An 18,593-nucleotide genomic window follows, 5' to 3' on the forward strand; every position below is an offset into this window, starting at 1 on the left:
GGCGACCGTGGGTGTCGACACCGAACCTCTCGACCGCGCGACGCTGCGGTGGCATATCGTGCGCACTACGTGACGTCAATCACACACAGTCCGTCGAAGGGTCGTATTGTCCGGTATGAGCGAAGGGGAGTTGTGACGGATAACAGTCGGACCAACCGACCGCTGCAGATTGCCGGACGCCCGGCGTCGCAGTGGCTGTCCGCGCGCGCGGCGGATCTGACCGCGCGGGTGATCGCCCGTCTGGTCGACGAGTCGCCTGTGTACCGCGCGTTGCCCCGGGAAGAGGTGGACGGCGAGATCGCCGAGATCGTGCACCGCAACATGGAGCTCTTCGCGACGCTGGTGTTCGAGCGGCGTGCCGCGTACGACTCCGAGCTCGTCGAGCAACGCAACTCCGCGGCGCGGAGGGCGGAGGAGGGCGTGCCGCTCGAGGCGGTCCTGCACGCATATCACCTGGGGATCGGGATGTCCTCGCAGGATCTGTTCGCTGCGGCACAGCCGGGTGACATGCGCGACGTGCAGGTCCTGTTGACGATGGTCCTGGACTTCCTGCGCAGGCTCACCATCGCGGTGAGCGCCGCGTACCTCGAGGAACGCCAGATCATGGAGAGTCAGGAGAACTCGGGTCGGCGCTCGCTGATGTCGGCGCTCGTGGCGGGCGATCCGCTCGACGCCGTCGTGCACCGGACCGGACTTCGGCTGGCTCCGCACTACCTCGCGCTGACCCTGGCGATCGGTGAGAACGCGGACGAGCGCGGGTCGGGGGTGAGCGGCACCGTTGCGAGCCGCCGCAAATTGCGTCGCCTGCAGGGGCAGTTGGACCGGATCACGGGGGAGCCGGCGCTGACCGTGATCGACAGCGGGGGCGGCACCGCGCTGATCCCGTGTTCCGCGTCGCCGCCGGACTGGGACGAACTGCGCGCGACGATCGAGCGGGTGCGTGTGGTGATCGGTGCCGACATGTGGGTCGCGGGAGTGGTCGCGGCCCCGGGAGAGGTGCCGGACGCGGTGACCCTGACCGCGGACATCGTCGCGCTCGTGGGGCGCGCGGGACGACCGCCCGGCCTGTACCGGCTGCAGGACGTGTTGCTCGAGTATCAGCTGAGCAGGCCGAGTGCCGCGCATCGCGAACTGGCCACGCTGCTCGACCCGCTCGTGGGCAAGCCCGAGCTGATGCAGACCCTCGAGACCTACGTGGCGAACGGGTTGAACCGGCGCGCCACCGCCGCCGCCCTCGACGTGCACGCCAATACCGTCGACTACCGGATGCGCCGGGTGGCCGAGCTCATCGGTCGCACTCCGTCGGACCCGGCGGACCTCCCTCACATCGGCGCGGCACTGGTGGCCCGGCGGGCGCTGGGCTGAGAGTCGGCATCGGGCATGCTGGACCCGATCTCGAGGGGGAATTCGATGGTGTGGGTCCGACGTGTGGTGATTGTGCTCGGTTGGCTGGCGGTGCTTTCGGCCGCGGTCGGAGTCGGGGCGCACTATCTCGACACCACCGCGACCACGCTCGTCGTGCTCGCCTCGTTCGCGCCGGTCCTGATGGCCTGCGCTGCGGCCGGCCTGCTCGCGCTCGTTTCCACCAGGCGGTGGATCGGATCGGTCGTGGCGGCGGCGGTGCTGGCCGTGGCGGTGTGGACCCAGCTCCCCCTGTACGTCGGGGACGCGCGGCCGGACGGGGCGTCCGATCTGACCGTCATGCAGGCGAACGTCTACTTCGGCAACAGCGATATGGAAGGTATTGTCGCGCAGGTCAAGTCGAGGAACGTCGACATCCTGACGGTCAACGAGCTGACGCCCGAGGCGGTGCCCCGGCTCGGTGAGGTGGGACTCGACGAGGTGCTGCCGTTCCGGTACCTGCGTCCGACGGAACTGGGCGGCGGGACCGGGATCTGGAGTCGCCACCCGATTTCCGGGCAGACCGAGCACATGGGGTTCGTGATGAACATGGTGTCGGTACGGGTGATTCCGCCCGGGCAGCGGCCGTTCGTGGTGGTCGCTGCGCACCCGCTGCCACCGGTGCCGCGTGCGCAGACCGGCATCTGGGCGCGTGAGATGGTGCAGGTGAAGGACATCCTGCAGCGCCTCTACCAGGATGCCGAGCCGGTGATCGTCGGTGCCGACTTCAACTCGACCTACGACAATGCCCAGTTCCGCGAGCTGCTCGGAGACGGATACCGTGACGCCGCAGAGCAATCCGGTGCGGGTGCGCTCCGGACCTATCCTGCCGACCGTTGGTGGCCGCCGGTACTCGCGATCGACCACGTCCTCGTCGCGGGTGCGACGGCCACGAGTGCCGGCGTCGTCGACCTGCCCGGCTCGGACCATCGCGGGGTGGTCGCCACGGTCGCGGTGCCGGCGCTCGAGGGCACCGCGGGACTCGGCTGATCGAATCACGCTGCGTCGAGCGACTGTCGGTACTCCCGTGGGCTCATGCCGTGCACGCGTTTGAAGGCCGCGCTGAGCGCGAACGAACTGCCGTAGCCGACCTTGCGTGCCACCGCGCCGATCGTCGCCTCGGGTGTCCGCAGGAGATCCGCGGCAAGGGTGAGGCGCCACCCCGTCAGGTAGGACATCGGCGGTTCGCCGACCAGCTCGGTGAACCGCCGAGCCAGGCTCGCGCGGGAGACGCCGACCTCGGACGCGAGTGAGGCGACCGTCCACGGGTGCGCGGGATTGTTCTGTAGTCGGCGCAGGGCCGGGCCGATCACGTCGTCGCCGTGCGCGCGGTACCAGGCGGGGGCCGAGGATTCCGGCCGGGCGAACCACGTCCGCAGCACGGTGATGAGCACGAGGTCGAGCAGACGGTCGAGCATGACGTCCTGGCCGGGTTCGTCCTTGGCCATCTCGTCGCCGAGCAGGGGGAGGAGTGGGCTGTCCCACTCGTCACGGCGGACCGTCAGCAGGCGGGGTAGGGCGCGAAGCAGTCGATCGCCGACCGCGGCGCCGACCTGATAGGTGCCGGTGATCATCACGACCTCGCCGTGGGCGTTGTTTCCCCAGGTTCGGATGCCGAGGTCCATTGCCTCGCTGAGTGATTCGCCATCCGGTGTGGTGCAGATCTGGCCCGGATGGACGATCACCTGCGGGGTGGTGCCCGGACGGTCCGAGACGGTGTAGGGGTCGGGTCCGCGCACCACCGCGACGTCGCCCTGGTGCATCGGCACCGGGTCTGCGCCGTCGTGCGCGACCCATGCCCGACCTCGGACCATCGCCACCAGGGTCAGCGGCGCGTGGTCCTGAATGCGCAGCGACCAGGGTGGGGACAGAATCGAGCGGAGCAGGAAGGCTCCGCGCGAGCGGGGTCCGTCGAGGAGTCCGGCGAGTGGGTCCATGGGATCGAGCCTAGACGCTTGCGTATGTAAATGCGCCTGTCGACTATGGATCGTCTCGCCTTCGGACGATTGACTGGATGCATGACAACGAATGCGAAGGACACCACAGCAACACTCGTGCTCGGCGGCACCGGGAAGACCGGACGTCAGGGGGCGGCGCCCGACGCCGCGACCACCGGCGTGTCGGAAGGCTGACGAATCATGTTCTCCCTCATTCGTGGTGGTGCGCTGTTCGGGGCGACCGTCTGTACCGGACTGATCGCCGGCCTGTTCTACAGCTTTGCGGTTTCGGTCATGCTCGGGTTGCATGCGTCCGACGACCGAACCTTCGTCGAGGCGATGCAACGGATCAACGTCGCGATCCTCAACGGCTGGTTCGCCCTCGCCTTCGGTGGCGCCCTGGCCTTCACGGTTCTCGCGGTGGGAATGCACCTGCGTGCGCCGTGGCGTCCGGCACTGCCGTGGGTCGTGGCCGCCCTGGTGCTCTACCTCGTGGTTCTGGTCGTGACGTCCGTGGTCAACGTTCCACTCAACGACGATCTCGCGGCAGCCGGATCACTCGACCATATCGCTGATCTCGGCTCCGTCCGTGCACATTTCGAGTCGACGTGGGTGCGCTGGAACGTGGTTCGTGCGGTCACCTCCACGGCGGCGTTCGCGTGCCTTGCAGTGGCCCAGTGGGTGCTCGCCGTTCGAGATTGAGGTCCCGGCAGACTCGTAATCTGCATCACCCCAAAGTCTTCCGCCGCGTGCCGTGCCTGCTCGGGGTGCGGAACCCGGCATACTCCTCTCGGTCTGTTCCCGAGTAAGGAGTTCCCCCTTGAGTTTCCACACTGTGGCCCGCCCGCGCCTGATCATGATTGCCGCGTGTACGGCCGCACTGACCCTCACCGGCTGCAGTGCGCAGCTGGCCGAGGCCGACGCCGCGCCCACCGGCAGTTCGAACTTCGGTAGTTCGGGCGGCGGGCCCGCGGTCGAGCAGTCCGCCACCCTGGCGCTGCTCGACACCCTCGCCGTCAAGGGCCGCGCGCCCAAGACCGGATACAGTCGCGACGAGTTCGGGCAGGCCTGGTCGGACGATGTCGCCGTCGCGGGCGGTCACAACGGTTGCGACACCCGCAACGACATTCTCGACCGTGACCTGACGGACAAGACGTACAAAGAGGGTAAGAAGCAGTGCATCGTGCTGACCGGCACCCTGAACGACCCGTACACCGGTAAGCGGATCCAGTTCACCCGCGGCCAGGACACCTCGACCGCGGTGCAGATCGACCACGTGGTCGCCCTCAGCGACGCGTGGCAGAAGGGCGCCCAGCAGCTCGACGTCGACACCCGCCGGAACCTGGCCAACGACCCGCGCAACCTGCTCGCCGTCGACGGTCCGACCAACCAGCAGAAGTCCGACGGCGACGCGGCGACCTGGCTGCCGCCGAACAAGTCGTACCGCTGCACCTACGTCGCCAAGCAGGTCGAGGTCAAGGCCGCCTACAAGTTGTGGGTGACCCAGGCGGAGAAGGACGCGATCGCGCGCGAGCTCGGCTCCTGCTGACGGCGCCTTCAGATCAGGGTGATGGGAACCTTCGTTCGGTCTGACAGGCTGAAGGCCCCCATCACCCTGTTCGGTGGTGGGTCGGGCGCCAGCCGCCCATGCCGATCATGATGAGCCGCAGCTGGTGCTCGGCCCGGTCGATCACCGCACGCTCTTCGCGGCCGCCGGGGTGATCCACCTCGAGCACGTCGATCACCGTGGACATCATCGCGCCGACGATCAGGTCGGCCGCCATCTCCAGATCCTCGACCTCCCAGCTCGCGAGCGCGGGCATGCGCGACAGGTCGATGGTGAGTTCGCTCGAGAACAGCCGTAGTTCGGCTGCGATCGCCCGGCGCACCTCCGTGACGCCGCCGTAGCGTTCACGGCTGAGGAAGCGGAACTGGCCCTCGTGGGCGCGAACCTGCCGCAGCAGGATGTCCAGCGAGACGCTCGCGTTCTTGGTGCTCGGGTCGCGTCGGGCGTCTCGCAGCATCCGGCGCAGCATGCGCATGCTGTCCTCGACCAGTGCCACGCCGAGTTCGTCCATCGAGGCGAAGTGCCGGTAGAAGGCGGTCGGGACGATCCCCGCCGAACGGGCCACCTCGCGCAGGCTCAGGCTCGCGAAGCTGCGCTCCTCGAGCAGTTCCAGGGTGCCATCGAGTAGCGCCTGCCGCGTGCGCTCCTTGCGTTCGGCTCTGCTTTCGGGCTCGCTCACCATTCGAGTGTATGGCTGTACACCGTCAAAGGCTGCACCGACCCTGTAATCGGCGTCACATCCTGCTAGGGGTTGACATCTACCTGGGACTTCCTGTCACACTTGTTTGTGTACGAGTGTGCACTGAAAAGTGGATCGACCGTACGCCACAGGCCCACAGCAGGAGGTTGCAGTGACCGTGCAGACCCGAACCCGCCGGCGCCGGCCGTCGCTGGTGTCGTTGCTCGAGGCGATGGCGACGCCGCACCAGCTCGACCGCTACCTCGAACTCGTCAACCCGATGGCCACCGTCCGTGACCTCCGCGCCGAGGTCACCGCTGTGCGCCGTGCCACGGAAGGCTCCGTCACCCTCGTGTTGCGGCCCACCCGGCAGTGGAAGGGCTTCGCCGCCGGGCAGTTCGTCCAGGTCGGGGTGGTTATCGACGGTGTCCGGCACACCCGCTGCTACTCGCCCGCGTGCTCGGAGCACCGCGCCGACGGCAGCATCGAACTCACGGTCACGGCACATCCCGAGGGCCTGGTCTCGCAGCATCTGTACCGGCACGCCGAGGTCGGCCTGGTGGTCAGTCTGTCGCAGGCCGACGGGGTGTTCCTGCTGCCCGTCGAGCGTCCCGAGAAGGTCCTGCTGATCAGCGGCGGCAGCGGTATCACCCCGGTGATGTCGATGCTGCGGACCCTGCTCGACGAGGGGTATGCCGGCGACGTCACCTTCCTGCACTACGCGCACGCAGAGGGCGACGTCGTGTACCGCGCCGAGCTGGCAGATCTGGCTGCCCGGCACGACAATCTGCGTCTGCTCCTCGCGTACACGCGTTCCGGGGACGGCGACCTGCACGGGTACTTCGGGCCGGGCCACCTCGACGCGGCCGCCCCGTGGCACGCCGACGGGCAGACCTACCTGTGCGGGCCGTCCGGGCTGATGCGGTCGGTGCGTGAGCATTTCGACGCAGTCGGTCTCGGCGACCGGTTGCACGTCGAGGAGTTCACGCCCACGCTCGCCCCCGCCGACGACGACGCCACCGGCGAAGTGTCCTTCACGGCGTCTGGGGTCACTACCGACAACTCGGGGGCCAGCCTGCTCGAGCAGGCCGAGTCTGCCGGTCTGACACCCGAATTCGGGTGCCGGATGGGTATCTGCTTCACCTGCACTGCCGTCAAGACCTCCGGGTGCACCCGCAACCTGCGCACCGGCGAACTCGATTCCGATCCGGACCAGCCGATCCAGTTGTGCGTCAACGCGCCAGTCGGCGACGTATCTCTGAATATCTGAGTCGTCGACATCTGACTCCACACCGATCAAGGAGAACTCCCATGCTCGGAATTTCCCTCCCGACGTTGCCGCTGCTCGGCGGCGCGAAGCACGACCCGTCCACCGACCCCGTCGTGCTCAGTTACGAGCAGGTCGAGGAGATCGGACGCGACCTCGACGCCCTGCGAGCCGAGGTCGTCGCCGATCTCGGCGCGAAGGACCGCGAGTACATCTACCGGATCATCAAGGCGCAGCGGGGCTTCGAGGTTGCCGGTCGCGGCCTGATGTACCTCGGCTTCCTCCCGCCGTTCTGGCTCGCGGCGGTCGGCGCGCTCGGCGTCTCGAAGATCCTCGACAACATGGAGATCGGCCACAACGTCATGCACGGCCAGTACGACTGGATGCGTGAGCCGGGGTTGAACTCGCGGGTGTTCGAGTGGGACACCGTGTGTCCGGCCGACCAGTGGCGGCACTCGCACAACTACATGCACCACACGTACACCAACATCGTCGGCCGCGACCGCGACATCGGCTACGGCATCCTGCGGATGGACCAGGGGCAGAAGTGGCACCCCTACTACCTCGGCAACCCGGTCTACGCGTTCGCGCTGATGATGCTCTTCGAGTGGGGCGTGATGTTGCACGACCTCGAGACCGAGAACGTGATCAAGGGCAAGCGCAAGTGGCACGACGTCAAGCCGCTGCTGCAGGGGATGCGGCGCAAGGCGGGCCGCCAGGTGCTCAAGGACTACGTCGTCTTCCCGCTGCTGACGGGGCCGCTCTTCGTCACGACCTTGCTGGGCAACGCGAGTGCGAACCTGGTGCGCAACGTGTGGACGTACTCGATCATCTTCTGCGGTCATTTTCCTACCGGCGTACAGACTTTCACCGAGGAGGAGACCGCCGAGGAGACTCGCGGCCAGTGGTACGTACGGCAGATGCTCGGCAGTGCGAACATCGAGGGCAGCCGGCTGTTCCACATCATGTCCGGCAACCTCTCGCACCAGATCGAGCATCACCTGTTCCCGGACATCCCGGCGAACCGCTATCCGGAGATGGCGCCGCGCGTGCGGGCGCTCTGCGAGAAGAACGGCCTGCCCTACAACACCGGCGGCTTCTTCAAGCAGATCGGCTCGGTGTGGGGCAAGATCTTCACGCTCGCGCTGCCCGACTTTCTGACCGGTTCGACCCCGCCGACCGGTGTTATCGTCGAACGTCGGAAGGCCACAGTGTGAGAGGTGACGCGTCCATGGTGAGCAAGTTCGAGCGACGCAAGGACACCGTCCAGGAGTTGACGGAGTCCGGGGCCACCCACGTCGGCAAGATCGCGATGATCATCGCGGGCGCGGTGCGCGACGTGACCCGCGAGATCGGCGACTGGATCAGCGACGGCATCGAGATGCGCGAGGCGTCGAAGAAGGCGCAGGCCGACGAGGGGCGGACGGCCGCACGCACGGACCCCGACGAGGAGTTCGGCGCGGGGGAGTCCGACCCGCGGAAGTAGCGGTCCCGCGAACGGGCGGTTCCCGGTGTCGGCTGTCGGCCGATACTCCGGGAATCGCCCGTTCGTCATCTCACGGTCCGGTGGTGGCCTCGGCGTTGCGTGACACCCGCCGCAGCAGCGCCGCGAGGGTCTCGCGCTCCCGGTCGTCGAGTCCGTCCAGTAGTCGGCGGTCCCGTTCGACACGGCGCGGCAGTTCGCTGTCGACGAGGGCGCGCCCGGTTTCGGTCAGGTGCAGCAGCACCACTCGGCCGTCGCGCTCGAACGGCAGCCGCTCGAGCAGTCCGACCTTCGCCAGGCGGTCGGCGTGCTTTGTCGTGGACGCACCGCTGGTCATGGTCACCGCGGTCACCTCGCTGGCGCGCAGCGGCCGGTCCGCGCGGGCCAGGGCGCACAGGATCTCGAACTCGACGCGGGTGACACCGGTCGGCGACAGCGCTCGGTCGAGTTGGTGCAGTGCCTGCGAGCCGATCCGGGTGATTCGCCCGATCACCTCGATCGGGGAGGTGTCCACCTGGGGATAGGTCCGGGCCCATTCGGCTCGCACGCCGTCGACGAAGTCGGGGGAGTTACCGGTGTCGCCCATGCGCACATCCTAAGCGACCGGTTTCACACTGTTTCATATGTATTTTACAAATGAAATACATCTACCATGGGTGCGTGCGCACCACGACTCCCGACGCCTCCGTCCGCCCCGACGCCGCCGCGAACCGGCTGCGGCAGTCCCGTGGCGCGCTCGCGCACTCGGTCTCCGTATCCACCTGGCGGAGTGCGCTCGAGGTGCGGCCCGCGGACGCGACTGTCGCGGCCTCGATGCGCGTGGGCATCGCGGCCGCGCTGGTGTTCGTCGGTTGCGGGCTGCTGGACCTGCGGCAGTACGCCGGCTTCGCGGTGCTCGGCGCGCTGGCCTCCGCATTCGCCCGGCACGAGCCGCTGGTCCGGGTCGCGGCCAAGGTGACGTTGGTCGGAGCGCTGCTCGTCGTCTTCGTCGCCGGCGGCGGACTCCTCGCGCTCGCGCACCCGCCGATGTGGGCCGAGGTCGCCTTCATGTCGGTCGGTGCCGCGGTCGCTGCGGCCGCGGTCTCGGCCTTCCGAATCGCCGGCCCGGGCCCGGTGATCCTCGTGTTCGCGGCCACCGCTGCGGTCAGCCATGTCACGGCACCCGGCGATCTCGTGGGGTCCTGCCTGGCAGCGGCGATCGGGTCCACGGTGGGACTGCTCGCGGCCGCGGCGCCACTGCTGGTGCTGCCGCTCGGCCCCGCCCGACTGGCTGTCGCGCGTGCGCTCGCTGCGGTCGCCGCGCTCGAGCGCGGCGCGTCACCGGCGCCGTCGTCCGGCGGCGCCGCGGGCGAGGTAGCCGGGCCGGCGCGCGCCGCGATCGCGCATGCTCGGGAGAAGTTGGCGCTCAGTGGTGCTCGGGGCGCTGCGTCCTGGCACCACCGCGACCTGGTCGCGCTGCTGGACGAAGCGGAGGCGGCGGTCGACGAGTGGGCGACAGGCGACTCGGCGCGGCTGCGCGACGTGGTCCGGCACGAGGCAGAACTGCGGAAGGTCAAGCGCCGCAGCACAATTTTTGACAGTAGTGCGAGCGTCCGGGCATTGGCGCTGCCGCGGCCCGAGGGGTTCCTGACGGTCGGCCGTGCCGGGGTGCGGTCGCCGGTGGTCCTCGGCAATGCGATGCGCATCGGGCTCGCCTCGGTCTGCGCCGGCTGGTTCGCCGCGGCGGTCGGGCTCGACCATCCGCTGTGGGCGTCGATGGGCGCGATGGCGGCCATGCAGGGCGTCACGTACGCGTTGACGGTGCAGCGCGGGATTCAGCGGCTGCTGGGCAACGTCGGCGGCGCCGTTGTCGCCGCGGTCCTGATCGGGGCGGGCCTCGGGTACTGGCAGACGGTGGTCGCGATCGTGGTGCTGCAGGTGACCGCCGAGTTGACGGCCGCCCGGAACTACGCGCTCACCTCGCTCGCGGTCACCCCGATGGCGTTGCTCATGGTCGGGCTCGGGTCGGACATCTCGCCCGAGATCGGTGTCAGCCGCGTCGTGGACACCCTGGTCGGGGTTGCGGTGGGCGTCATTGTCGCCGCCGTGACCATCAGTCGCTCGGATCGGCAGCATCTTCCAGCCTCCCCTGCCGCCGATGCGGGGGAAGATGTCAAAATTGTTCGTACCTGAAAACTGGGGGCGCGGTCGTCGAGTGCGCCCGTCGAGCGTGGAGGCGATGATCCGATGAGCGAGAGTGTGCAGGCCGGAGACCTGGTCCATATTTCGGACACGGCAGGCACCTGGGTCGTGGAAGAGGTCAGGTCGGGCATGGCCCTGCTCCGTGACGGCGAGGACCGGCGTATCTCGTCGCGGCTGTCGAAGCTGACGGTCGTGCGCAAGGGCGCCGCCTGACCCGGTCGTTCACGCACGTCACGGCGTCGCGAGGAACTTCTCCACCGAGGGCCGCGCCTTCGGGTTGCCCTCGTCGATGCCCATGACCGCACCGATGCCGGCGCCTACGACATTGCCGATCATGCAGCCGGCCATGAAGTTCGGGAAGATCGACACGCAGCCGATGAGCAGGCCGACGACCGACCCGGCCATCATCCTCTGCTGACCGCCGTTCGCCCAGCCGATGCCGATCTCGTTGGTCATGGTCTGGAAGGCCTCGCGCTTGGGCTGGTTGTCGGGCCAGGCGCGGTCGGCGACCATGCCGGAGGCCTCTGCGGCGGAGGGGAGTTGGGGCGGGGCGGGGACCTGGGGTAGGCCCGGCAGTTGAGGCAGGGCCGGTAGCTGCGGGGCCGGAAGTTGCGGCAGGTCCACCTGTGCGGGAACGGGGAGTTCGAGCGTCGGGAGCGGCGGCATGGGCGGGAGCGTCGGCAGCTCGGGCAGCGGCGGCAGCGGTGGCAGCTGTGGTTGTGCGGCAGCGGTTCCCACGCCTGATCCGAGTGCGGCGACGATGAGCACGGGCATGACAAGAGCCTTGGCCATTTTCACGGCGATCCCCATTTGATCTCGACGGCTATCCAGACACGACCCGAGTCGGACGCGACACTGAGTCGAACACGACGACGGGCCCGATGCCTGGGCCCGACCCTTGGGCGCCGCGCCACTTGCGGCCACCCACATCAGAGAATTTGCGAGCGAACTCGGAGTCCGCGATTGAGCTCGGAGTTTCGCGATTGAGCTCGCGTTGAGCGAAAACCTACGTATGCCGTTCGGCGCACGCGCCGGTGCCCGCAGCTCGGTCTGCTTCCATAGCGCTCCTCGGAGGGTCGCCAAAAATCAGAGTTCGACTGTACCGCGCCCGCGGGCGGCCCGTTGGTGGAATGGGGAGCGCGGTGCAGTCCCCCGCCTCGCGAACCCGCACCGGCGGGCGATTCGAATTGGTAACCTGCGCAAGCGCACACGTGTTGATCGACCGTCCACGTTCACTGCCTTTCCGCTTCGTTTCGAGGAGGAATTCGTCATGACGACTCAGGTGACAGGTGGTGCGGTGGAGGCGGAGCGCAGACACTCGGGGCGCGGCGATCCGGCGACCGGCAACGGCGGCGCCGGGGGTGGCGATGTGCCGCGTCGGACCTTCCTCGGTGGTGCGGGTGCGTTGCTCGCAGCGGGCGTGGCCGCTGGCGTCGTCGCGGAATCCGGTGTTGCACAGGCGAAACCGCTCTCCCGCGCGGCATCGGGCAATCGTCCGAAGCGTCCGAACATCCTGATCCTGGTCACCGACCAGGAACGCCCCCCGATGTACTGGCCGCCGGGCTGGGCCGAGCGGAATCTGCCGAACCGGCAACGGATCGCGGACCGCGGCCTGTCCTTCGACAACGCCTTTTGTGCGGCCGCGATGTGCTCGCCGAGTCGCAGCACGTTCTTCACCGGGCTGTATCCCGCGCAGCACGGGGTGGTCGCGACACTCACCACGGGCGGCACGGTGTCGCCGACCGAACCGGTGCTGTCCACTGCCACGCAGAACATGGCCCGGGTCCTGGCGTCGGCGGGCTACGACGTCCAGTTCCGCGGCAAGTGGCACATGAGCAAGGGTGTCGACGGCGGCGACGCGAGTCCCGACGACGTGGCGGCCTACGGGTTCAGGGGATGGCAGCCGCCGGAGGCGGGTCAGGACACCAATCCTGCGAACTTCGGTGGCGGCTGCGCGAACCGCGACCAGAAGATCGCCGACGAGGCGGTCGAGTTCCTCAATTCCGTTGACCCACACAGTGATACTCCGTTCGCGCTGGTCGTGTCGATGGCGAACCCGCACGACCTGCTGGCCTACCCGCAGACCTGGAACGCGGCCGAGGGGGACTGTGACAACTACGGTTCGGCGGCGCCGGGCTGCTTCGAGCAGGGCATCGACCTGCCGCCGACCATCGACGAATCGTTGATGACGAACTACAAGCCCACCGCGCAGGTGCAGTCGCAGGTGTTGTTGGCGGCGGGACTCGGACCGCTGCTGGGTCCGCAGTCCGCGCACAATTACGTCAACTTCTACGGCTACCTGCAGAAGGTGGTGGATCGTCACATCGGCAGCGTGCTCGACGCGCTGGAGGCCAAACCCGGTCTGGTCGAGAAGACGGTGATCGTCCGGATCTCCGACCACGGGGAGATGGGGCTCTCGCACGGCGGCCTGCGGCAGAAGATCTTCAATGCCTACGAGGAGACGCTCCGGGTGCCGCTGGTGATCAGCAATCCCGTGATGTTCCCGCAGGCCGTGCGGACCGGTGCCCTCGCGTCGTTGATCGACGTGATGCCGACGCTGGCGACGCTGGCCGGGGTGCCCGACCGCGGCGCCTGGAACTTCCTCGGAACCGACCTGACGCCGGTGATCGACGACGCCGCCGCGAACCCCGCGTCGCCAAGCGTGACCGTGCAGGACAACGTCCTGTTCACCTACGACGACCAGAACTGCGCCACCCCGGACGGTCAGTTCATCGTCACCCAGCCGAACCACATGCGATGCATCCGGGAGCGCAGGTACAAGTACGCGATGTATTTCGACCCCGCGCGGATCGCGCCGTCTCAGTACGAGCTCTACGATCTTCAGGCCGATCCGCAGGAGCTGCACAATCTGGCCAATCCGGCGAACACGGGGCACTACCAACCGGACCTGCAGGCGCAGATGCACGGGAAGCTGTACGCGAAGATGGCGGCGACCGGGACGACGCCGCCGGGGTGACACGGCGAAGGGGCGCGGGCCCCGGCAGGTTTGCCGGGGCCCGCGACGGGTCGAGCGCTAGAGGCTTCCGCCGAGGCTGCCGGTACTGCCGCCGCCGCCAGGCTTGTTGCCCATCATGGTCATGAGCTTGCCCAGAATGTCGACCAGGCTGTTGAGAAATTCCATTGTCGTATCGCCTTCGCTATCGGGTCCTGCTTGGTGACGCGGCGTCGATCGGCGGCCGGCGCGGGATTGGACCGCACCTGTCGACGAGCGCGGCGACGGATCCTCGCTCCCCGCGACCGCGCGCGGGGTGACTCCGTCGTCGCCGTGGCGGCGGGATCGGTGGTGAGCGGCAGGGGAGAGCCGCCACGCTCTCGCGGTCGGGCCGACCGGACCGGTCGGTGCAGTGTCCTGCCATGAAACTCACCTCACCCAGGACTATCGTCCGCGGACGGCGTTGCGTTGCACATCACCTTGTCTGATTCGGTTGGATCTTTGGTTCGACGACGGCGACGAGTTGGGAATCGGCCGTTGGAGATTCGGGACGACCCACTCCAATGGGGTTACGGCGGTCGAGCTTTCGCATGTCAGGGGCGCTGTACGGCGTACAGCACGACAAGGTGGGGAGCGGTGGGGTCGCCGTTCGTAGACCGCCGCGGTCGAAGCCTGCCGCGACATGGAAATGGCGCCGCCGGGTCGGGGGTCCGGCAGCGCCATCGGCTCAATTAGTACCGGGCGCGGTCTCGGATGGGAACGGTTGAGCGGCAGATTAGGGGAAAGTACGGGGGCCTCGGCGGCATAGGGGATTTGCCCCGAGGCGGCTCCCTCATTCGCCGCCGAGTCGGTGTAGAAGCTCGACGGCGGCGCGGGTGTACTCGCCGATCCAGCGGTCGTGGATTCGCTTGATCGGCATCGGTGCCAGTGCGAGCCGTCGTTCGCGTCCGACCTTGCGGCCGGTGACCAGCGCCGCCCGTTCGAGCACTCGAAGGTGTTGCAGCACCGTCGTGCGGTCGATTTCGGGGAAGTGGGCACAGAGTTCGCCGGTCGTGCAGGGGGAGTCCTTGAGGGCGTCGAGCATCCGGCGTCGGGTGCGGGAGGCCAGCGCCTTGAAGACCATGTCGTCGTCCGCGCCCTCGCCGCCGTCCACATTCATGTTGTAAAATTACAACATGAATGACTCGACCAGCCTGACCGAGCTCACGTTCACTGTCTCCGGCCATGTCTCGCGCCCCTGCTCGGAGGTATACGAGGTCGTTGCCGACCCGGAGCAACTCTCGAAGTACTTCACTACCGGCGGCGCACGCGGTCGACTCGAGGCTGGGGCCGAGGTCACCTGGGACTTCCACGACTTCCCCGGTGCCTTCCCCGTCGCCGTCATCGATGCTCAGCCGCCACGGCGCATCGTCATCGAGTGGGACGGCACCGCGACCGCCGGCGACACCGGGAAGACCACCACCACCTTCGAGTTCGAACCCGTGGACGACGACACCCGCACCCTCGTGACGATCACCGAATCAGCCTGGCTGCCAACCAAGGACGGCGCGACGCACGCATTCGGGAACTGCCAGGGCTGGACCGGCATGCTCGCCGCGCTGAAGGTCTGGGTCGAACACGGCATCAACCTTCGCGACGGCTTCTACAAGTAGCGGCGACGGGACTGCCGGTGTGGTGCGGTGGTAGCTTCCAACTGCCGGGAGCGCCGGGTCGGATCTGGTGAAAGGGTGTCCATGCGTGCATCTTTCGTGGCGTCGATCGTGCTCGCGGTATCCACGGCGCTGGTCGCGCTCGTGGGCCCGGTCTCCGCAGCGCCGCTTCCGGTGCCTCACGACATCACCGTCGGAGTGCGGGCCGAAGCGGCCAACCCCGGTGGATCGCTACCGGACTCGAACGACTGGTCCTGCAAACCGACCGCCGAACATCCTCGTCCCGTCGTCCTCGTGCACGCGACGTTTCTCAATCGCCAGGTGAACTGGTCGACGTACGTGCCGCTGCTGCGGAACGAGGGCTACTGCGTGTTCGCGCTCACGTACGGGACGATCCCCGGCACGGCCTGGCCGCTGAGTGCGATCGGCGGCATCGGTTCGATGAAGGACAGCGCGCACCAGCTCGGCGCTTTCGTCGACGACGTCCTCGCCGCGACCGGGGCGGACAAGGTCGACGTCGTTGCCCACTCCCAGGGCACGCTGATGCCGAACTACTACGTCAAGTTCCTCGGTGGAGCCGCGAAGGTGGACAAGTACGTGTCGCTGACCCCGCTGTGGCGCGGAGGCGGGCAGTCGCCAGCCGTCGACGACCCGGAGATCGGTGCGCCCTACGCCCTCGACCCGGCGCAGCGGGAACTCATCGGCCGAGCGTGCGCGGCCTGCCTCGAGATGGAACCCGGGTCCGAGTTCATCCGGCAGATTAACGACGGCGGCCTGTACGCGCCCGGCGTGACCTACACGAACATCATGACCCGCTACGACGACATCGTCGTTCCCTACACCAGCGGTTTCGTCCCCGGGCCGAACACGACGAACATCGTCGTGCAGGACCAGTGCCCGCAGGACATGTCGCACCACATGGGCATGGCCGGCTCGCCCGTCGCGGCCGGGCACGTGCTCAACGCGCTCGATCCCGAACACCAGCGCCCGGTGCCGTGCCTGGCCGTACAGCCGAACACGGGGGCGCCACTTCGGTGAAGGGAACCGCGCCGACTCGGCGGCTGCAGTGAGTCGGAGGTCGCATGCCGACCGGACGTCGGCAGTGTGACGGTGCGCCTGCGTGACACGCTTTCACACCCTCGCGCGGGCGCACCCCGGCTGGAGGCCGGCAGTGTCTCAGTGCGCCTGCGTGAAGCCGTCTCAAGCCAAAGAACCCCACTTCAGCGGCTTATCGGTGAGATTGGCGTCGATCCGAGGGCGTCGATTCCAGCGGAGATCGGGCGATCTACAGGACCTGCGAGCGACAGGGCGGCACATCGAGCAAATCGAAAGCTTCAGCCAGACGAGTTGCTGGAGTTGGCGGACAGGTACCGACGTGGAGCGTCCATCTACGAGCTAGCTGACCACTTTGGAATACATCGGCAAACCGTCAGCGCCCACCTACGACGCGCTGGCGTGGCAGCTCGACCATCATTGAAGATGACGCCGCGAGTGGTTGATCGAGCAACGCAGCTCTACCGCGAAGGGATGTCGACAGTGCAGATCGGCAAGGAACTGAACATCGGGACGAGCACGGTTGGCAAGGCACTCAAGCGAGCCGGCGTTGAAATGCGACCACCCGTGGCAAATAGATGGAAATAGGTCCGAACCTCGATACCTTAGTTTGGGAACGTCGAACCAAGAATGATGCGCCACAACCTCTTGGCCTCCTCGTGGTCGCCATCTGCCTCGGCCGCTCTCGCCTTCGCAGCGCGATCGGCGGCGGTTCGGAATGATTGGATAACCTCCTGGCGCGCGGTCCACGAGAGATAGCCACTCAACGATCCCGACTGTCCACCCGGGTCACTTACATCGATGTGGTTCGGCGCCCACTCGAAGAAGCTGGTCAGCCCACTCTGTCGATTGCTGCCCAGCGTACTGAAGACATGCGCAGCCATCGTTTCGAGGTGGAACGAGCGTAATCGCTTAGAGTGTGCCCCATTCCATTTCTTGAGCAGTCGAACCAGCGGGGACAAGTTGTAGCCGAGTTCGGCATGGCGCTTCGTGAACCAGCTATTTGCCACTGTGGGCGACGTGTTGATCCACCCGCCATCGCCCTTCGGAAGGCCATAGACATCATTGCCATGAGAGAACACAGGTGCAACGTCAACGTGTCCACCGCTCTGAAAGAAGATGCGCACTGCCTGACCGCGCGCTCCAACCTGCGCAGTGGACAACCCGTCGTACGCCTTGCGAATCCGATAGAGGAACGATTGGGAGTCGTATTGGTACTTACTCCAAGCGTTGTTGACATTGGAAAAGACAGCCAGTACGTCGACGTCGTCGATAGGTCGAATAATGGTTCCTTTTGCAGCTGAACCCATTAGGACAGCGCGAGAGAATGGAAGATCGCTCGTCGCGGGAAAGGCCGTCGTCAAGTTCTCGATGACACGATTCTTGCGAGCCTCGATGATCGAGGTCTTTTGATAGTCCGTGACGGAGATATCGTCGAGGAACTGTGCCATTGCTTGGCTCGTCGTCAATGTCATCCGTGGAACTCCCGTGCATGGCGGCCGAGCTGATCTGCAGCGGACTTCATTGCGGCCTCGTTGCTTCTGCGCGTGAGCCGGTAAAGCAGATCAGGTACCTGTGGCGTTGACCTCCGCAATTCGAACATGCGGTCCTGCCAGACCAGTAGATCTTGCCCTTCCAAGGCTTGGCCCGATGTGTTCGTAAGTCGACCCTCAATCGAACGAGCAAGATCTCCTCGGTCCCGCGCCGCACGCCGGATACTTACGATGTACTCGACTACGTCGAGAGAGGCGGGAAGTACAGGGAGTAGCACGCCGGCGAGAAAGGTTGGTAACGGGAGCTTCGCGATGACACTAAGCACTACCAATGCGATACCCCAGACAATCGATGATGCGATCCATAGAGTCACCGTTGTCCTCAGCAATCGATCGGAGTACGAGGCATTTGCTCGTTGGGCGATCGCAACCGCCACTTCATTTGAGTCTGCCTCGTTGATCGGATACCATCCGAGAAGCTCCTCGCGATCCGCTACGGAAAGAAGTTCAGCGTCAGGCCCTGCCAGTTTCGAGATATCCTCAATAGAGGGAAGTGTCGATCGGATGACGGTCCGTGGCATCGCGAAAACGAAAAAATCAAATGCTTCCTGTGTTGCAGCTGCGCGAGTAGTGAGTGCGGAGATCCGCCACTCCAGCGCCGTTCGCCCCAGAAACAGCCAGCCGCCAGCGATAGCACCCATCAACACTGCAAGTCCAGGCCAAGCTGCCGAAATGACCGGCGCAGCCAGTCCGATTAATAGTAATCCGGTCCAGCGCAAGCTCTGCCAGAATTTTGCCTTCGAGTGAATACGCCTCTGAGCTATTAACAGGCGGAGCGCGTCCTGCTCATTCTGTCTTCGGAGCATCGATGCGCTGGACGGCGCGGAATAGTCGTGGGGGTTAGTGGGAGTCATTTTCGTATCATCAGTC

The 18,593-nt window shown here is 66.7% G+C and carries 19 protein-coding genes and 1 pseudogene; 13 read left to right on the forward strand and 7 right to left on the reverse strand.

Annotated features, from left to right (window positions below):
- Window positions 1-132: 132 nt before the first annotated feature.
- Both FK531_RS07390 and FK531_RS07395 read left to right on the forward strand, forming a co-directional pair.
- Window positions 133-1,365, forward strand: a complete 1,233-nt coding sequence (locus FK531_RS07390; protein ID WP_220126930.1) for a PucR family transcriptional regulator — start codon at window positions 133-135, stop codon at window positions 1,363-1,365.
- A 63-nt stretch (window positions 1,366-1,428) separates the two neighbouring features.
- On the forward strand, window positions 1,429-2,391 hold the full coding sequence (locus FK531_RS07395; RefSeq protein WP_246097993.1) for an endonuclease/exonuclease/phosphatase family protein: 963 nt from the start codon (window positions 1,429-1,431) through the stop codon (window positions 2,389-2,391).
- 5 nt (window positions 2,392-2,396) lie between these two features.
- Here FK531_RS07395 and FK531_RS07400 read toward each other — a convergent pair whose 3' ends face one another.
- Entirely contained in the window at window positions 2,397-3,338 is a 942-nt protein-coding gene (locus FK531_RS07400; RefSeq protein ID WP_142097111.1) for an AraC family transcriptional regulator, read from the reverse strand.
- 201 nt (window positions 3,339-3,539) lie between these two features.
- Between FK531_RS07400 and FK531_RS07405 the strand changes: the two genes are divergently transcribed.
- Window positions 3,540-4,040 (forward strand): anthrone oxygenase family protein, encoded by a 501-nt coding sequence (locus FK531_RS07405; RefSeq protein ID WP_142097114.1) that lies wholly within the window; start codon window positions 3,540-3,542, stop codon window positions 4,038-4,040.
- Window positions 4,041-4,194: 154 nt separating this feature from the next.
- Window positions 4,195-4,884: pseudogene (locus FK531_RS07410) on the forward strand (HNH endonuclease family protein); the annotation flags it as partial.
- 64 nt (window positions 4,885-4,948) lie between these two features.
- Here the strand turns inward: FK531_RS07410 and FK531_RS07415 are convergent.
- A complete protein-coding gene (locus FK531_RS07415) occupies window positions 4,949-5,587 on the reverse strand; it encodes a TetR family transcriptional regulator (RefSeq protein WP_142097117.1) in 639 nt (212 codons plus the stop codon).
- A gap of 229 nt (window positions 5,588-5,816) precedes the next feature.
- On the opposite strand from FK531_RS07415, the gene FK531_RS07420 reads away from it, so the two are divergent.
- The 3 genes from FK531_RS07420 to FK531_RS07430 are packed head-to-tail and all read left to right on the forward strand — an operon-like array spanning window position 5,817 to window position 8,337.
- A complete protein-coding gene (locus FK531_RS07420; protein ID WP_142098162.1) occupies window positions 5,817-6,854 on the forward strand; it encodes a ferredoxin reductase in 1,038 nt (345 codons plus the stop codon).
- 41 nt (window positions 6,855-6,895) lie between these two features.
- Window positions 6,896-8,068 carry a fatty acid desaturase family protein gene (locus FK531_RS07425; RefSeq protein WP_142097120.1) on the forward strand — a complete coding sequence of 391 codons (1,173 nt, stop codon included), beginning with the start codon at window positions 6,896-6,898 and terminating at the stop codon, window positions 8,066-8,068.
- A gap of 14 nt (window positions 8,069-8,082) precedes the next feature.
- Complete coding sequence (locus FK531_RS07430) at window positions 8,083-8,337, forward strand: hypothetical protein (RefSeq protein WP_142097122.1); 255 nt, start codon at window positions 8,083-8,085, stop codon at window positions 8,335-8,337.
- Window positions 8,338-8,407: 70 nt separating this feature from the next.
- Here the strand turns inward: FK531_RS07430 and FK531_RS07435 are convergent, their stop codons facing one another.
- Window positions 8,408-8,920 (reverse strand): MarR family winged helix-turn-helix transcriptional regulator, encoded by a 513-nt coding sequence (locus FK531_RS07435; protein ID WP_142097124.1) that lies wholly within the window; start codon window positions 8,918-8,920, stop codon window positions 8,408-8,410.
- Between the two features lie 50 nt (window positions 8,921-8,970).
- On the opposite strand from FK531_RS07435, the gene FK531_RS07440 reads away from it, so the two are divergent.
- Entirely contained in the window at window positions 8,971-10,506 is a 1,536-nt protein-coding gene (locus FK531_RS07440; RefSeq protein WP_142097127.1) for an FUSC family protein, read from the forward strand.
- A gap of 54 nt (window positions 10,507-10,560) precedes the next feature.
- Entirely contained in the window at window positions 10,561-10,728 is a 168-nt protein-coding gene (locus FK531_RS22290; RefSeq protein ID WP_181762854.1) for a hypothetical protein, read from the forward strand.
- A gap of 18 nt (window positions 10,729-10,746) precedes the next feature.
- Here FK531_RS22290 and FK531_RS22295 read toward each other — a convergent pair whose 3' ends face one another.
- Window positions 10,747-11,289 carry a hypothetical protein gene (locus FK531_RS22295; protein ID WP_181762855.1) on the reverse strand — a complete coding sequence of 181 codons (543 nt, stop codon included), beginning with the start codon at window positions 11,287-11,289 and terminating at the stop codon, window positions 10,747-10,749.
- A 496-nt stretch (window positions 11,290-11,785) separates the two neighbouring features.
- Between FK531_RS22295 and FK531_RS07450 the strand changes: the two genes are divergently transcribed.
- Window positions 11,786-13,492: a sulfatase family protein gene (locus FK531_RS07450; protein ID WP_142097130.1), complete on the forward strand. Its 1,707-nt coding sequence runs from the start codon at window positions 11,786-11,788 to the stop codon at window positions 13,490-13,492.
- An 808-nt stretch (window positions 13,493-14,300) separates the two neighbouring features.
- On the opposite strand, the gene FK531_RS07455 is transcribed toward FK531_RS07450, so the two are convergent.
- A complete protein-coding gene (locus FK531_RS07455; RefSeq protein ID WP_142097132.1) occupies window positions 14,301-14,627 on the reverse strand; it encodes an ArsR/SmtB family transcription factor in 327 nt (108 codons plus the stop codon).
- Window positions 14,628-14,643: 16 nt separating this feature from the next.
- Between FK531_RS07455 and FK531_RS07460 the strand changes: the two genes are divergently transcribed.
- The 3 genes from FK531_RS07460 to FK531_RS23055 all read left to right on the forward strand — a co-directional run bounded on the left by FK531_RS07460 (window position 14,644) and on the right by FK531_RS23055 (window position 16,758).
- The gene (locus FK531_RS07460) at window positions 14,644-15,120 is read left to right on the forward strand and encodes an SRPBCC domain-containing protein (RefSeq protein ID WP_142097135.1); all 477 of its coding nucleotides are present in this window, start codon (window positions 14,644-14,646) and stop codon (window positions 15,118-15,120) included.
- Between the two features lie 81 nt (window positions 15,121-15,201).
- The gene (locus FK531_RS07465) at window positions 15,202-16,155 is read left to right on the forward strand and encodes an esterase/lipase family protein (protein WP_142097138.1); all 954 of its coding nucleotides are present in this window, start codon (window positions 15,202-15,204) and stop codon (window positions 16,153-16,155) included.
- 141 nt (window positions 16,156-16,296) lie between these two features.
- Window positions 16,297-16,758, forward strand: coding sequence for a helix-turn-helix domain-containing protein (locus FK531_RS23055; protein ID WP_435531036.1), 462 nt, complete (start codon window positions 16,297-16,299; stop codon window positions 16,756-16,758).
- 17 nt (window positions 16,759-16,775) lie between these two features.
- Here the strand turns inward: FK531_RS23055 and FK531_RS07470 are convergent, their stop codons facing one another.
- Window positions 16,776-17,645, reverse strand: a complete 870-nt coding sequence (locus FK531_RS07470) for a nucleotidyltransferase domain-containing protein (RefSeq protein WP_290367607.1) — start codon at window positions 17,643-17,645, stop codon at window positions 16,776-16,778.
- Window positions 17,642-18,577, reverse strand: a complete 936-nt coding sequence (locus tag FK531_RS07475; protein ID WP_142097144.1) for an S-4TM family putative pore-forming effector — start codon at window positions 18,575-18,577, stop codon at window positions 17,642-17,644. Before FK531_RS07475 ends, FK531_RS07470 begins: the two co-directional genes overlap by 4 nt.
- Between the last annotated feature and the right edge of the window lie 16 nt (window positions 18,578-18,593).

Origin of the sequence: Rhodococcus spelaei, assembly GCF_006704125.1 — a bacterium.
Taxonomy (GTDB): Bacteria; Actinomycetota; Actinomycetes; order Mycobacteriales; family Mycobacteriaceae; genus Rhodococcus_G; species Rhodococcus_G spelaei.

What these genes read in the sequence shown, in the direction of transcription:
- FK531_RS07460 (WP_142097135.1), top strand. Translation starts at nt 14,644, where the DNA reads ATGAATGACTCGACCAGCCTGACCGAGCTCACGTTCACTGTCTCCGGC.
- FK531_RS07440 (WP_142097127.1), top strand. Translation starts at nt 8,971, where the DNA reads ATGAAATACATCTACCATGGGTGCGTGCGCACCACGACTCCCGACGCC.
- FK531_RS07400 (WP_142097111.1), bottom strand. Translation starts at nt 3,338, where the DNA reads ATGGACCCACTCGCCGGACTCCTCGACGGACCCCGCTCGCGCGGAGCC.
- FK531_RS07465 (WP_142097138.1), top strand. Translation starts at nt 15,202, where the DNA reads ATGCGTGCATCTTTCGTGGCGTCGATCGTGCTCGCGGTATCCACGGCG.
- FK531_RS07455 (WP_142097132.1), bottom strand. Translation starts at nt 14,627, where the DNA reads ATGAATGTGGACGGCGGCGAGGGCGCGGACGACGACATGGTCTTCAAG.
- FK531_RS07470 (WP_290367607.1), bottom strand. Translation starts at nt 17,645, where the DNA reads ATGACATTGACGACGAGCCAAGCAATGGCACAGTTCCTCGACGATATC.
- FK531_RS22290 (WP_181762854.1), top strand. Translation starts at nt 10,561, where the DNA reads ATGAGCGAGAGTGTGCAGGCCGGAGACCTGGTCCATATTTCGGACACG.
- FK531_RS07415 (WP_142097117.1), bottom strand. Translation starts at nt 5,587, where the DNA reads ATGGTGAGCGAGCCCGAAAGCAGAGCCGAACGCAAGGAGCGCACGCGG.
- FK531_RS22295 (WP_181762855.1), bottom strand. Translation starts at nt 11,289, where the DNA reads ATGCCCGTGCTCATCGTCGCCGCACTCGGATCAGGCGTGGGAACCGCT.
- FK531_RS07405 (WP_142097114.1), top strand. Translation starts at nt 3,540, where the DNA reads ATGTTCTCCCTCATTCGTGGTGGTGCGCTGTTCGGGGCGACCGTCTGT.
- FK531_RS07430 (WP_142097122.1), top strand. Translation starts at nt 8,083, where the DNA reads ATGGTGAGCAAGTTCGAGCGACGCAAGGACACCGTCCAGGAGTTGACG.
- FK531_RS07425 (WP_142097120.1), top strand. Translation starts at nt 6,896, where the DNA reads ATGCTCGGAATTTCCCTCCCGACGTTGCCGCTGCTCGGCGGCGCGAAG.
- FK531_RS07435 (WP_142097124.1), bottom strand. Translation starts at nt 8,920, where the DNA reads ATGGGCGACACCGGTAACTCCCCCGACTTCGTCGACGGCGTGCGAGCC.
- FK531_RS07450 (WP_142097130.1), top strand. Translation starts at nt 11,786, where the DNA reads ATGACGACTCAGGTGACAGGTGGTGCGGTGGAGGCGGAGCGCAGACAC.
- FK531_RS07475 (WP_142097144.1), bottom strand. Translation starts at nt 18,577, where the DNA reads ATGACTCCCACTAACCCCCACGACTATTCCGCGCCGTCCAGCGCATCG.
- FK531_RS07420 (WP_142098162.1), top strand. Translation starts at nt 5,817, where the DNA reads ATGGCGACGCCGCACCAGCTCGACCGCTACCTCGAACTCGTCAACCCG.